The sequence below is a fragment of the Apibacter adventoris genome (genome assembly GCF_002964975.1).
Taxonomy (GTDB): Bacteria; Bacteroidota; Bacteroidia; order Flavobacteriales; family Weeksellaceae; genus Apibacter; species Apibacter adventoris.
In genome coordinates this window covers 46,529-61,324 of record NZ_PSZM01000001.1, presented here as the reverse complement: position 1 = coordinate 61,324, position 14,796 = coordinate 46,529, and the positions used below count along the sequence as shown (strand labels likewise).

Below are 14,796 nucleotides of genomic sequence, written 5' to 3'. Positions count from 1 at the left end.
AGTTTAAAATTTAACTTTAACATTAAATGAAATTGTACGAGTTGTAGGCATTACTCCCGATTGAAAACCTTGTAAATTACCAGAACCCAGACCTGATTCAGGATCTGCATATGGAAGATTTTTTTGTATGATCCATAAATTTCCCCCTATTATTCCAAAAGTCATAGATTTAATAAAAGTTCCGTCAAATATTTTATTAGGCATTGCGTAAGATAAAGATACTTCTCTTAATTTAATATAACCTGCGTTATAAATATAGGCTTTATTTGGTTTAGCATCATGAGCAAACGCTTTTCCAGCTTCGCTTGCATCAATCCGGATATCATTACGAGTTCCATCGAGTTTTACTCCATCAAATACAATTCCTCCACCTTCAGATATAGGATTTCTAACGGGATTTCCAAGATCATTTGTTTTGATTGTATTTTTGGTTAGTCCGGATTCTTGACCATAAACTTGGTCTAAGGAATAAACATTACCTCCATGTTTCACATCTATTAAAATACTTAAAGAAAAATTTTTGTAAGTAAATCTATTCGTAATTCCTCCTGTCCACTTGGGCTGTGTATGACCTATTACTTGTGATTCATTTTTTAAATAATAACCATAGTTCGAATTTTTTGTTCCGTCTGGTTTATATTCATTACTATCAATTACTGGGTTTCCATTTTTATCATATACGTAATCAGATCCAATAATTACTCCTAAAGATTTACCTACAACAGCAGCTATAGTTACACCACTTTGATAAGAACCTAATACTATTTTATCGGTTCCGGGTTGTAAAGCTACTAGTTTGTTTTTGTTATTGGACCAGTTAACATTAATATCCCATTTAAAATTTGAAAATTTTATCGGGGTTAAATTTAAAGCCACCTCAATTCCTTTATTTTCAACTTTTCCTATGTTCATAAATTTTCTATAATAATAAGTTGCTGTAGGAATTTGAAGATAATTAAATTGGTCTTTAGTTGTAGTTTTATAAAGAGATATATCAAATCCAATTCGATTATTTAAAAATTGCATTTCCAATCCGCCTTCCCAACTTTTCGTTCTTTCGGGTTTTAAGTCATCAAAATTAAAAGCTACTTGATTGGAAGAAGTATTGTCAGAAATTCCATAGTAAGGCACACCATATAAACTTCCATTATTATAGTAGTATCCAAGACTGGCATCTGTTGATTCAGGATCTGCACCTACTTCTGCGTAACTACCTCTTATTTTAGCAAAATTTATAACAGAACTTTTCAAAAGGCTTGAAAAAATCCAACTTAATCCTCCAGAAAAATAATCATACCCTCTATTGTGTTTAGGCAAGGCTGTGGATTGGTCATATCTGTAAGATCCATCTAAATACAATTGATTTAATAAAGTTATAGTTGCTTGTCCATAAAGTCCAGATTTTTGTTTTTTTAGATCAGATTCAATTGGTGCATTATAAGATACACTATTACCGAGAGAATATAACCCTGGAACTAATAATCCTCCTAAAGTAGATCCTTGATATGATTTTGTATCATATTGAAGAAATGAACCACCTCCTAAAACTTTTATGTTTACTTTGTCAGACAGATCTTTTTGTAATGTAGCAATCAAATCATAAGTTTGTTGCATATAATCTCTGGTGTATAATTGATACCCGGATTTTTCTCTACTATGCTTTATACCAAAACTTGTAGCAGATGATCCCTCAGCTAATCTTTCTTCAATTCTATCATTTGTTTTATCTATAGCTACTCTCCCCAAAATATTGAAGTCTTTAGTTACATCATAAGATAAATTAATTCCGGTTAATAATCTTTCTCTTGTATCCGTTTCATAATTTTTGTATCTTGACCAATATGGATTATCCCAGTAAGATGGATTGGAATTTGCGCCGCCATCACTCCAGTTCCATGTATAATTAGTTCCTGTTTTGTTATAAGCATATTCTAAACGTTTAATGTCTACATTGACAGGCCACCATTGTCTGAATCCAGAAATAATATTTCCGGAATAACCTGTAACATTTCTTCCTTTAGTATTTTGACGAGAATAAGTTAAAAAAGCAGTAGCAACAAAATTATCAGCAAAGTTATGGGTGAAATTTCCATTTAAAGTATTTCGATTTAAACTACTATTTGGTAAAAGACCTGTTTCATTGTTATTTGCATAAGCAAATTTATATGTGGAATTTTCGGTACTTCCTGTTAAAGAAATACTATTCACAAAAGATACAGGATTATTGAAGAATTTGATAGGATCATTTTTAGCAGCAGTCCAGGGTTTCAAAACTCCATCAGGATTATCTAACCATGAATCCCAATGATATACCATTAAATTAGGGTCAAAAGCAGCACCATAAGAAGCATCATAACCAAAAGGAGCTTCAAGATTTCCATTATTACTGTTAAAATATTCATTAGATTTTGGACCATAAAAAGGACCTTCTCCTTGCCCATACTTTTTTTGATATTTAATAAAAGTGCTTTTATCTATAAAACCAGTTGATACTGTAGTATTTAATTCAATCCCCAATCCCTGATTTTTTTTCCCCTTTTTAGTAGTAATCATGATGGCTCCATTAGAGGCTAAACTACCATATAAAGCTGTAGCTGCAGCTCCTTTTAATACATTTATAGATTCAATATCATTAGGATCAATATCAGAAGCAGCATTACCAAAGTCATAACCGGTGCCTCCTTGAGCTTGATTACTGTTATTAATATTGGCATTGCTAATAGGAACTCCATCTACTACAATTAAAGCCTGATTGTTTCCTATAATACTTCTAGTTCCTCTTAATTGAATATTTGTGGATCCTCCAAAATTACCTGAGTTTTTGATTTGAAGTCCGGCTACCTTACCGGATAAATTATTTGCAAAATTATTTGTAGGAAGTGTATTTATATCCTCACCCTTTACCTCTGTAGTCGAATATGTCAGAGCTTTTTTTTCCCTTTTTATACCTAGAGCAGTAATTACAACTCCTTCTATTTCTGTTTCTTTTGTGGAGGTATTTACAGGTTTAAGAGTTAAATTATAAAAATCTTGAGTACCTACAACAAAACTCGTGGTTTCATCGTCTAAAGAAATAACTTCCACAGTTTGACCAGTCTCGGCATTCAAAGTAAATTCTCCTTCTTCATTGGTATAGACTGTTTTACCACCCTCAATAGATAAGGAAACATCACTTAGAGGTTTACCATTACTATTAGTCACTTTTCCGGTAATCGTTTTAACTTGAGCACATAAAATAGTACTCAAGAGGATAAACGAAAAACCTAAGACATTTCTGTTTATTCTCATATTTAATACATTAATTTATCGCTTCAAATATAAGTTATTTTTTTTAATAATCCATAAAAATAATGAATAAAATGTATAATCGATAAATATTGTATCTAATAATGAAAAGGTAGGATAAAATTGAATTAATAATTATTTTGGCAATAAATATATATAAAATAAAAAACCAGGTGTGATTACCTGGTTTTTATATTAATTTAATAGTTATTACGATTTATTAAGCTTGTCCTTTAGTTCCGAAATTTAAATGATAAGTTTCGTCTTTTACATTTCCAAATTGCTGTTCATACTTCTGAATATTATCAGTTAAAGCTGATAACAATCTTTTAGCATGTTCAGGAGTTAAAATAATTCTTGATTTTACTTTAGCTTTTGGTATCCCAGGCATAATCTGTATAAAATCTAATACAAATTCTGTAGAAGAATGATTAATTAAAGCTAAATTAGAAAAAACTCCTGATGCTATATCATCCGTTAATTCAATATTTAGATCTTGAGGGTTTTGATCTTGATTTTCCATGATTCAATTAAATTTTTTCGGTAATTAATCTTTCAAATTCCTTATTTGATCCTACAACTACATTTTGATATTCAGTTAAACCTGTACCTGCAGGGATTCTATGCCCAACAATTACATTTTCTTTCAATCCATTTAAGTAATCAACTTTTCCAGATACAGCTGCTTCATTTAAAACTTTAGTAGTTTCTTGGAAAGAAGCTGCTGAAATGAAAGATTTAGTTTGTAAAGATGCTCGGGTAATACCCTGTAATACAGGGCTAGCAGTAGCAGGTAAAGCTTCTCGGGCTTCTACAAGTTTTTTATCTTCTCGTTTGAGTTTAGAATTTTCATCCCTTAATTCTCGGGCTGTAATAATTTGTCCAGCTTTAAATTCTTCACTATCTCCAGGGTCTACAATTACTTTCATTCCAAAAATTCGGTCATTTTCTTCAATAAAGTCTATTTTATGCTCAAGATTATTTTCAAGGAATTTAGTATCACCTGCATCTATAATTTCTACCTTAGTCATCATTTGGCGTACTATAATTTCAAAATGTTTATCATCAATTTTTACCCCTTGTAAACGATAAACTTCCTGTATTTCATTTACTAAATATTCTTGTACAGCGGTAGGTCCTTTGATATTTAAGATGTCATTAGGTGTAATAGCTCCGTCTGATAAAGGATCTCCGGCATGAACAAAATCATTTTCTTGAACCATAATCTGATTGGATAATTTTACTAAATATCTTTTTATTTCTCCAGTTTTTGATTCAACAACAATTTCCCTGTTACCACGTTTAATTTTTCCGTAACTTACTACACCATCAATTTCTGTAACTACAGCAGGGTTTGAAGGATTTCTTGCTTCAAATAATTCAGTAACTCTAGGAAGACCTCCGGTAATATCACCCGCTTTTGCGGATCTTCTTGGTATTTTCACTAAAATGCGACCCGCTTTAATTTTTTCACCATCATTTACAATTAAGTGGGCTCCAACAGGTAAGTTTATGGATTTTAGTTCATTACCTTTAGTATCTAAGATTCTTAAGGTAGGAATTAATTTTTTATTTCTAGATTCAGAAATAACTTTTTCCTCAAATCCTGTTTGTTCATCAATTTCAAGCTGATAGGTAGATCCTTGTTCTATTTGTTCGTATTCGATTTTTCCTGAAGTTTCTGAAAGGATGATCGCATTATAAGGATCCCATTTACAAATGACATCTCCTTTTTTAACATCCTGTCCGGTTTTTACCATTAAGGTAGCTCCATAAGGAATATTGTTAATCATCTGTATATTTCCTTCTGAATTTAATAATTTAAATTCAGTAGAACGGGAAACTACAGTATCAATGGTATTTCCATTTTCATCTTCAGTTTCTACGGTTCTAAGGTCATCAAATTCAACTTTTCCATCTCTTTTAGCAATAATACTATTTACTTCAGCAATATTTCCTGCAGTTCCTCCTACGTGGAAAGTTCTCAAAGTAAGCTGTGTACCTGGTTCTCCAATAGATTGAGCTGCAATTACACCTACAGCTTCCCCTTTGTTTATCAGTTTATTTGTAGATAAATTTACTCCATAACATTTAGCACAAATTCCTTTTTTAGATTCACAAGTTAAAGGAGACCGTACTTCTACTGAATCAATACCCGAATGTTCTATAAGGGCTGCTAAATCAGAAGTTATCAGTTGATTGGCTTCTATTAATATTTCATCAGTTTCTGGATGGTATACATCATGTAATGAAACACGTCCTAAGATTCTTTCTGATAAAGGTTCTACAATTTCATCATTTTTTCTTAGAGGAGTAATCTCAATACCTCTTAATGTCCCACAATCTTCTTCATTTATAATTACATCTTGAGCAACATCTACTAAACGTCGGGTTAAGTATCCGGCATCTGCTGTTTTCAAAGCGGTATCTGCTAATCCTTTACGAGCACCGTGAGTAGAAATAAAATATTCTAAGATAGATAAACCTTCACGGAAATTTGAGATAATAGGATTTTCAATAATTTCTCCTCCTGATGAACCTGCTTTTTGAGGTTTAGCCATTAATCCTCGCATTCCGGCTAATTGACGAATTTGTTCTTTAGATCCACGAGCTCCGGAATCAAGCATCATATAGACAGAATTAAATCCACCTTTATCAGTTTTCATCCTTTGCATGATTAAGTCTGTTAAACGTGCATTTGTATTCGTCCAAACATCAATTACCTGATTATACCTTTCATTATTGGTAATTAACCCCATGTTATAATTACTTCTAATTCCATCAACCTGATCATTGGCTTCTTGAATCATAATTTTCTTTTCATCAGGAGTTTTAATGTCTGCTAAACTAAATGATAATCCCCCTCGGAAAGCTGTAGCATATCCTAAGTTTTTCATATCATCTAAGAATTTGGCAGTAGTAGGAAAATCTGTAATTTTTAATATATTACCAATAATATTTCTAAGAGATTTTTTAGTTAAAACTTCATTAATATATCCTACTTTTTCAGGGACAATTTTATTAAATAATACTCGTCCAACAGTAGTTTCAATAATTTTTTCAACTAATTCTTCTCCTTCTTTTACTTTTGTTTTTACTTTAATGATAGCATTTAAATCTACTGCTTTTTCATTGTAAGCAATTTCAACTTCTTCAGAAGAGTAAAATATAGCTCCATGACCTTTTACTATAATATCATCCGTAGGGACTAAAGGTTTAGTCATATAATATAGTCCAAGAACCATGTCTTGAGAAGGTACTTGAATAGGAGAACCATTGGCTGGATTTAAAATATTTTGAGAAGCCAACATTAATAATTGAGCTTCTAAAATCGCTTCCGGTCCCAGTGGTAAATGTACAGCCATCTGGTCACCATCAAAGTCTGCATTGAAAGCAGTACATACTAAAGGGTGTAAACGAATCGCTTTTCCTTCTATCATCCTTGGTTGGAAAGCCTGTATACCTAAACGGTGTAGAGTAGGAGCACGATTTAAAAGCACAGGATGTCCTTTCATTACATTTTCAAGTATATCATATACTACCGGCTCTTTTCTTTCTATAATACGTTTTGCTGATTTAACTGTTTTTACAATACCTCTTTCAATCAATTTTCTAATTACAAAAGGTTTGTAAAGTTCTGCAGCCATATCTTTAGGTAAACCACATTCATGAAGTTGTAAAAAAGGTCCTACAACAATTACTGAACGGGCAGAATAATCTACACGTTTACCTAATAAATTTTGTCTGAAACGTCCTTGTTTTCCTTTTAAGGAATCGGATAATGATTTCAGGGGTCTGTTAGATTCTGATTTTACAGCTGAAGATTTTCTTGTATTGTCAAAAAGAGAATCTACTGCTTCTTGAAGCATACGTTTTTCGTTACGTAAAATTACTTCAGGAGCTTTGATTTCTATGAGCCTTTTTAAACGGTTATTTCTTATAATAACTCTTCTATATAAATCATTTAAGTCAGAAGTAGCAAAACGTCCTCCATCTAAGGGAACTAAAGGACGTAAGTCTGGCGGAATGACAGGAATAACCCTCATAATCATCCATTCCGGACGATTAATTCTGCCATTAGAATTAGCATCTCTAAAAGATTCTACTACTTGTAATCTTTTTAAGGCTTCTGTTCTTCTTTGTTTAGATGATTCAGTACTAGCTCTGTGTCTTAAGTCATAGGAAAGAGAATCTAAATCTATTCGTTTTAACATTTCCTCTAAACACTCAGCCCCCATTTTTGCAACGAATTTATTTGGATCTGAATCGTCTAAGTGTTGATTTTCAATGGGTAGTGTTTCTAGGATATCTAAATATTCTTCTTCTGTTAAAAATTCATTAGGTTCTAACTCTTCTCCATTTAATTTTTTTGCAATACCGGCTTGAATTACTACAAATCTTTCATTGTAGATAATCATATCTAATTTTTTAGAAGGAATACCTAATAAGTATCCTATTTTATTGGGTAAAGAACGGAAATACCAAATATGAGCAACGGGTACAACTAAGTTAATATGCCCGATTCGTTCACGTCTTACTTTTTTTTCTGTTACTTCTACGCCACATCTGTCACAAACAATCCCTTTATAACGGATTCTTTTATATTTACCACAAGCACATTCATAGTCTTTTATTGGGCCGAAAATTCTTTCACAGAATAATCCGTCTCTTTCAGGCTTATGTGTACGATAATTGATTGTTTCGGGTTTTAAAACCTCTCCTCTAGATTGTTGTAAAATACTTTCTGGGGAAGCTAACCCTATTGAAATTTTGCTAAATCTGCTAGTTCTTTGTTTAACTGCCATTATTTATAATCAATTAAATTGAAAAAGTTTAATATTTATGGATTAAAATTTGATGATTATTCTTCTAATCTCACATCTAATCCGAGACCTTGTAATTCATGTAAAAAGACATTGAATGATTCTGGAATACCAGGTTCTGGCATAGGTTCTCCTTTTACGATAGATTCGTAGGCTTTTGCTCTACCTATTACATCATCTGATTTTACAGTAATGATTTCTCTAAGTATATTGGATGCTCCGAAAGCTTCTAATGCCCAAACCTCCATTTCTCCAAATCTTTGTCCTCCAAATTGAGCCTTACCACCTAAAGGTTGTTGGGTTATTAAAGAATAAGGGCCTATAGATCTTGCGTGCATTTTATCATCCACCATATGCCCTAATTTCAACATATAAATTACCCCTACAGTAGCTTTTTGCTCAAATCTTTCTCCTGTACCTCCGTCAAATAAATATGTAGTACCCCATTGTGGAACACCTGCTTCTTTAGTTAGAGAATCAATTTGTTCTGAAGTAGCTCCATCAAAAATAGGGGTAGCAAATTTCTTGCCCAATTTCTTACCACACCATCCTAAAATAGTCTCATAGATCTGCCCTATGTTCATACGAGATGGTACCCCTAGAGGATTTAACACAATATCAACGGGAGTTCCATCTTCTAAGAATGGCATATCTTCATCTCGAACAATCCGAGCTACGATACCTTTATTTCCGTGACGTCCTGCCATTTTATCACCTACATTCAGTTTTCGTTTTTTAGCTATGTAAACTTTTGCTAACTTCACTATTCCTGTTGGTAATTCATCACCCACAGAAATTGTGTGCCTTTCTCTATTTAATGATCCTAAAAGATCATTGTGTTTTATTTTATAATTATGAAGCAATTCTTTGATAGAATTGTTTTTTGAATCATCTAGAGTCCAACTTCCTCCTGTTAAATTAAAGTAATCATCTATACTAGATAAAAGCTTTTGAGTGAATTTAACACCTTTAGGTATAACTTCTTCATTCAGGTCATTGTAAATTCCTTGTGAAGTTTTCCCATTAAGAAGTACGTATAATTTATCTAATAATTGATTTTTTAAATCGTTGAATTTAAGTTTAAATTCTGCTTCTAATTGATCAATTTTTAGTTTTTCATCTCCTCTTTTACGTTTATCTTTAATATTTCGGGTAAATAATTTTTTGTCAATTACAACCCCTTTAAGTGAAGGTTCTGCTTTTAAAGAAGCATCTTTCACATCTCCTGCTTTATCACCAAAGATTGCACGAAGTAATTTTTCTTCCGGCGTTGGATCAGATTCTCCTTTAGGAGTAATTTTACCCACTAAAATATCTCCAGGTTTTACTTCAGCTCCAATTCGGATCATACCGTTTTCATCTAAGTCTTTAGTGGCTTCTTCACTTACGTTAGGTATATCAGAGGTTAGTTCCTCCATTCCTAATTTTGTATCTCTAACTTCTAACGTGTATTCATCTATATGAATAGAAGTAAACCAATCTTCACTTACTGCTCTCTGATTTATTACGATAGCATCTTCGAAATTGTAACCTTTCCAAGGCATAAATGCTACTAAAAGATTCCTACCTAAGGCTAATTCTCCATCTTCAGTGGCATATCCTTCAGTTAATACTTGTCCTTTTTCAACTCTATCTCCAGCTTTAACAATAGGTTTAAGAGTTATAGAAGTACTTTGATTCGTTTTTCTAAATTTGGTTAGTTTATATGTTTTACTTGCAGAATCAAAACTTACTAATTCTTCTTCTTCTGTTCTATCATATTTGATAACAATTTTATCTGCATCTACATATTCAACTATTCCGTTTCCTTCAGCATTTATTAAGATTCTTGAATCTTTAGCTACTTGGAATTCTAATCCTGTCCCAACTATTGGTGATTGAGGTTTCAAAAGAGGTACTGCTTGACGCATCATGTTAGAACCCATCAAAGCACGGTTTGCATCATCATGTTCTAGGAACGGAATTAATGAAGCAGATATACCTGTAATCTGATTAGGAGCTACATCAATTAGATCTACTTTATTAGGCTCTACAACTGGGTAATCAGCATCTTCACGAGCTACAATCCTTTCATCAGTTATATTCCCATCATTATCAATATTGATATTTGCCTGAGCTATAATTTTGCCTTCTTCTTCTTCAGCTGTAAGATATTTTGGTTGTTCACTGAAATCGATTTTACTATCTACTACTTTTCTATAAGGAGTTTCCATAAAACCTAATTCATTAATTCTCGCATAACAACCTAATGAAGAAATTAACCCGATATTTGGACCTTCTGGAGTTTCAATAGGACAAATTCTACCATAGTGAGTGTAATGAACGTCACGTACTTCAAAACCTGCTCTTTCTCTAGATAATCCACCAGGTCCTAAAGCTGACATACGTCTTTTATGTGTAACTTCAGATAAAGGATTGGTTTGATCCATAAACTGAGATAACTGATTGGTACCAAAAAAAGAATTGATAACAGAAGTTAATGTTTTAGCATTGATGAGGTCGATTGGAGTAAAGACTTCATTATCTCTTACATTCATTCTTTCTTTAATAGTACGTGCCATACGTGCTAAACCTACACTAAATTGACCTGCTAATTGTTCTCCTACAGTTTTTACACGTCTATTAGATAGGTGATCTATATCATCTACCTCTGCTTTAGAGTTAATTAATTCTATAAGATATTTAACAATTTCAATAATATCATCTTTTGTTAATACTTGAATATCTTCAGGAATATTTAATCCTAACTTTTTATTAATTCTATAACGACCTACTTCACCCAAAGAATAACGTGCATCTGAGAAAAATAATTTATCAATAATACCTCTTGCCGTTTCTTCGTCAGGTGGATCTGCATTTCTTAATTGACGATAAATATATTCTACTGCCTCTTTTTCAGAGTTTGTAGAGTCTTTTTGTAATGTATTATGAATAATAGAAAACTCATTACTATTTTCTTTATGTACTAAAATAGTTTTAATACCTGAATCAATAATAAGATCTATATGTTCTTTTTCTAATACTGTTTCTCGATCTAATATGATCTCATTTCTTTCTATAGATACGACTTCTCCTGTATCTTCATCTACGAAATCTTCAAACCAGGTATTTAATACTCTTGCAGCAAGAGTTCGACCTAGCATTTTTTTAAGATTCGATTTATTTACTTTAACTTCTTCTGCAAGATCAAAAATTTCTAATATATCTTTATCACTTTGATAACCAATTGCACGAAGTAATGTGGTCATCGGAAGTTTTTTCTTTCTATCTATATATGCATACATCACACCATTTATATCTGTAGCAAACTCCATCCATGAACCTTTAAAAGGTATGATTCTGGAAGAATATAATTTTGCTCCATTGGCATGATATGATTGTCCAAAAAATACACCGGGCGAACGATGCAATTGGGATACCACAACTCTTTCGGCTCCATTTATAATAAATGACCCACTAGGTGTCATATATGGAATGGGACCTAAATATACATCTTGTACTACTGTTTCAAAATCTTCATGTTCAGGATCGGTACAATATAATTTAAGTCTTGCTTTAAGTGGTACACTATAGGTAAGCCCTCTTTCTATACATTCATCTATAGAATATTTTGGAGGGTCAACAAAATAATCTAAAAATTCTAAAACGAACTGATTTCTCGTATCTGAAATCGGGAAATTTTCAGTAAACGTTTTAAAAAGTCCTTCATTTTTTCTTTGATCCGGACGTGTTTCTAATTGAAAAAAATCTTGAAAAGATTTAACCTGAATGTCTAGAAAATCAGGAAATTCAATTTGTCCTTTTGAGTGAGAAAAACTAAATCTCTTAGGGTTTTGAGTTTTTGACGCCAATGATTTACTCATATAATAAATTAAAAATCTTTTTAAAACACAAATAGGCTTAGATCCTCAATACATAGTATTAGAGGATCTAAACCTTTATTTTAAGGTTAATTGAATTATTTCAATTCAACTTCAGCACCAGCTTCTTCAAGCTGTTTTTTAAGGCTTTCTGCTTCATCTTTACTAACTGCTTCTTTAATTGCAGTAGGAGCTCCATCAACAGCATCTTTAGCCTCTTTTAATCCTTTACCTGTTAAATCTTTAACTAATTTAACAACTGCTAATTTATTAGCACCAGCTGCTTTAAGAATTACATCAAATTCAGTTTTTTCTTCAGCAGCACCGGCATCTGCACCTCCAGCAGGTGAAGCAGCAACAGCAACAGCAGCAGCAGCAGGCTCAATTCCGTATTCTTCTTTTAATATTTCAGCTAATTCATTAACTTCTTTTACTGTTAAATTTACTAAAGTTTCAGCTAATTGTTTTAAATCTGCCATTTTAATTTTTTTTAATTTTGTTTAACAACTATATTTATTATGAGTGCGTAATTTTTATTTCGCTTTTTCAGATAAAGTTTTTACTAAACCTGCAATTGTATTTCCACTAGATTTAAGTGCAGAAACCACATTTTTGATAGGAGATTGTAATAATCCGATGATTTCTCCAACCAATTCTTCTTTAGATTTAAGATTAGATAAAATATCTAGTTGAGAATCTCCTAAGAATACAGCTGAATCAACCCATGCAGCTTTTAATAAAGGTTTATCTGATTTTTTTCTGATAATTTGTATTAGTTTTGCAGGAGCATTACCTTTTTCTGAAATAAAAATAGTAGAATTTCCTTTTAAACTTTCAAAAAGTCCTGAAAAGTCTTTATCCTCTACATTTTCCATAGCTTTTTTCAATAAAGTATTTTTAACAACTTTCATTGAAATACTTTCTTTAAAACAAGCTCTTCTTAAATCTGAGGTTTGTTGAGCGTTTAATCCATCAGTGTCAGCTATATATAATACATTGGTACCTTTTAGTACTTCTTGTAATTCTTCAATTACTTGTGCTTTTTCTTGCTTTGTCATAATTAGTAAAAATTAATTAGTTAACACCTTTAGGATCAATTGCAATTCCCGGACTCATAGTAGAGGATAGGTATATACTTTTTACATATACTCCTTTTGCAGCTTGTGGTTTTAATTTAATTAAGGTTGATATAATTTCTTGAGCATTTTCTTGAATTTGTTTAGCATCAAAAGATACTTTTCCAATTGCTGCATGCACTATTCCATATTTATCTACCTTAAAATCTATTTTACCAGCTTTTACTTCGGTAACAGCTTTTCCTATTTCCATAGTTACAGTACCTGTTTTAGGATTAGGCATTAAACCTCTTGGACCTAATATACGACCTAAAGGACCTAATTTCCCCATAACTTGCGGTTGGGTGATAATTACATCAACATCTGTCCAGCCCTCTTTTATTTTTTGAAGGTATTCATCTAAACCTACATAATCAGCACCTGCATCTTTAGCTTCTTGTTCTTTTTCAGGAGTTACTAAAGCCAATACTTTAGTTTGTTTTCCTGTACCGTGAGGTAAAGATACTACTCCTCTAACCATCTGATTTGCTTTACGAGGATCAACACCTAAACGTACAGCTACATCTACTGATGCATCAAACTTTGTATAACTGATTTCTTTAACTAAACGAGAAGCTTCTTCTAATGAATAAAGTTTTGTTTTATCTACTTTAGCAATTACTGCTTTTTGTTTTTTTGTTAATACTGCCATAATACTCAGATTAATTATTAAGCGGATTTTGTCCGGTTACTTTTATACCCATTGATCGTGCAGTACCTGCAACCATACTTATTGCTGACTCTATTGTAAAGCAGTTTAAATCTACCATTTTGTCTTCAGCGATCTGTTGTATTTGACTCCAAGTTACTCCTGCTACTTTTACTCTATTTGGTTCTCCTGAGCCTTTTTTTGCTTTAGATGCTGCTAAAAGTTGCACAGTTACAGGAGGTGTTTTAACGATAAAATCAAAAGATTTGTCTTCGTAAACGGTTATGATTACGGGCAATACTTGACCTTGCTTGTCTTGTGTACGTGCATTAAATTGTTTACAAAACTCCATAATATTAACCCCTGCAGCACCTAATGCTGGTCCTACCGGTGGTGAAGGATTGGCTTGTCCTCCCTTCACTTGGAGTTTTACCATTTTAAAAATTTTCTTTGCCATTTTAAATTTTAGGTTTAAAAATGATTTAATATATAATCTGTGGAAGCAGCCTATATTTTTTCTACTTGCGAAAAGCTTAATTCTATCGGTGTTTTTCTACCGAAGATTAAAACCATTACATCTAATTTCCTTTTTTCTTCATTTATTTTTTCAATAGTACCATTAAATCCATTAAAAGGACCATCAATTACTTTGACAGTCTCACCATTTTCAAATGGGATATTAAGTACATCTTCGGACTCAGAAAGTTCATCCATTTTTCCAAAAATTCTGCTAACTTCACTTTTCCTCATTGGTAAAGGATCTCCTCCTTTAGTCGCACTTAAAAAACTAATTACTCCCGGTATGTTTTTAATGGTATGGGGCAATTCACCAATTAAGTTAGCTTCAATCATAACATATCCTGGATAATATACCTTATCTTTACGGATTTTTTTACCATTTCTGATTTGAACTACTTTTTCAGTAGGAACAACAATCTGTCCAAAGTTGTTTTTAAGATGCTCTGCTCTTAAAACTTCATTTTCGATATACATTTTAACTTTGGATTCTTGACCACTTATTGTCTTAAGTACATACCATTTCATTTCACTCATTGTTCCCTAAT

The 14,796-nt window shown here is 32.2% G+C and carries 9 protein-coding genes; all 9 read right to left on the bottom strand.

Translation table 11 applies throughout. The annotated features are described in order from the left end of the window. Positions 1-3 precede the first annotated feature (3 nt). Positions 4-3,288, bottom strand: coding sequence for a SusC/RagA family TonB-linked outer membrane protein (locus C4S77_RS00350; RefSeq protein WP_105245230.1), 3,285 nt, complete (start codon positions 3,286-3,288; stop codon positions 4-6). Between the two features lie 217 nt (positions 3,289-3,505). Beyond that, positions 3,506-3,808 carry a DUF3467 domain-containing protein gene (locus C4S77_RS00345; RefSeq protein ID WP_105193791.1) on the bottom strand — a complete coding sequence of 101 codons (303 nt, stop codon included), beginning with the start codon at positions 3,806-3,808 and terminating at the stop codon, positions 3,506-3,508. A 7-nt stretch (positions 3,809-3,815) separates the two neighbouring features. Further along, positions 3,816-8,090 (bottom strand): DNA-directed RNA polymerase subunit beta', encoded by a 4,275-nt coding sequence (gene rpoC, locus C4S77_RS00340; RefSeq protein ID WP_105245228.1) that lies wholly within the window; start codon positions 8,088-8,090, stop codon positions 3,816-3,818. Positions 8,091-8,146: 56 nt separating this feature from the next. Then, the gene (gene rpoB, locus C4S77_RS00335) at positions 8,147-11,971 is read right to left on the bottom strand and encodes a DNA-directed RNA polymerase subunit beta (protein ID WP_105193789.1); all 3,825 of its coding nucleotides are present in this window, start codon (positions 11,969-11,971) and stop codon (positions 8,147-8,149) included. Between the two features lie 95 nt (positions 11,972-12,066). Then, entirely contained in the window at positions 12,067-12,447 is a 381-nt protein-coding gene (rplL, locus tag C4S77_RS00330; protein WP_105193788.1) for a 50S ribosomal protein L7/L12, read from the bottom strand. 54 nt (positions 12,448-12,501) lie between these two features. Then, positions 12,502-13,026 carry a 50S ribosomal protein L10 gene (gene rplJ / locus C4S77_RS00325; protein WP_105193787.1) on the bottom strand — a complete coding sequence of 175 codons (525 nt, stop codon included), beginning with the start codon at positions 13,024-13,026 and terminating at the stop codon, positions 12,502-12,504. A gap of 16 nt (positions 13,027-13,042) precedes the next feature. After that, complete coding sequence (gene rplA, locus C4S77_RS00320) at positions 13,043-13,735, bottom strand: 50S ribosomal protein L1 (protein WP_105245226.1); 693 nt, start codon at positions 13,733-13,735, stop codon at positions 13,043-13,045. A gap of 10 nt (positions 13,736-13,745) precedes the next feature. Then, positions 13,746-14,189 (bottom strand): 50S ribosomal protein L11, encoded by a 444-nt coding sequence (rplK, locus tag C4S77_RS00315; RefSeq protein WP_105193785.1) that lies wholly within the window; start codon positions 14,187-14,189, stop codon positions 13,746-13,748. Positions 14,190-14,239: 50 nt separating this feature from the next. Continuing rightward, on the bottom strand, positions 14,240-14,785 hold the full coding sequence (gene nusG / locus C4S77_RS00310) for a transcription termination/antitermination protein NusG (RefSeq protein ID WP_105193784.1): 546 nt from the start codon (positions 14,783-14,785) through the stop codon (positions 14,240-14,242). Positions 14,786-14,796: the final 11 nt, after the last annotated feature.

What these genes read in the sequence shown, in the direction of transcription:
- C4S77_RS00350 (WP_105245230.1), bottom strand. Translation starts at nt 3,288, where the DNA reads ATGAGAATAAACAGAAATGTCTTAGGTTTTTCGTTTATCCTCTTGAGT.
- C4S77_RS00345 (WP_105193791.1), bottom strand. Translation starts at nt 3,808, where the DNA reads ATGGAAAATCAAGATCAAAACCCTCAAGATCTAAATATTGAATTAACG.
- rpoC (WP_105245228.1), bottom strand. Translation starts at nt 8,090, where the DNA reads ATGGCAGTTAAACAAAGAACTAGCAGATTTAGCAAAATTTCAATAGGG.
- rpoB (WP_105193789.1), bottom strand. Translation starts at nt 11,971, where the DNA reads ATGAGTAAATCATTGGCGTCAAAAACTCAAAACCCTAAGAGATTTAGT.
- rplL (WP_105193788.1), bottom strand. Translation starts at nt 12,447, where the DNA reads ATGGCAGATTTAAAACAATTAGCTGAAACTTTAGTAAATTTAACAGTA.
- rplJ (WP_105193787.1), bottom strand. Translation starts at nt 13,026, where the DNA reads ATGACAAAGCAAGAAAAAGCACAAGTAATTGAAGAATTACAAGAAGTA.
- rplA (WP_105245226.1), bottom strand. Translation starts at nt 13,735, where the DNA reads ATGGCAGTATTAACAAAAAAACAAAAAGCAGTAATTGCTAAAGTAGAT.
- rplK (WP_105193785.1), bottom strand. Translation starts at nt 14,189, where the DNA reads ATGGCAAAGAAAATTTTTAAAATGGTAAAACTCCAAGTGAAGGGAGGA.
- nusG (WP_105193784.1), bottom strand. Translation starts at nt 14,785, where the DNA reads ATGAGTGAAATGAAATGGTATGTACTTAAGACAATAAGTGGTCAAGAA.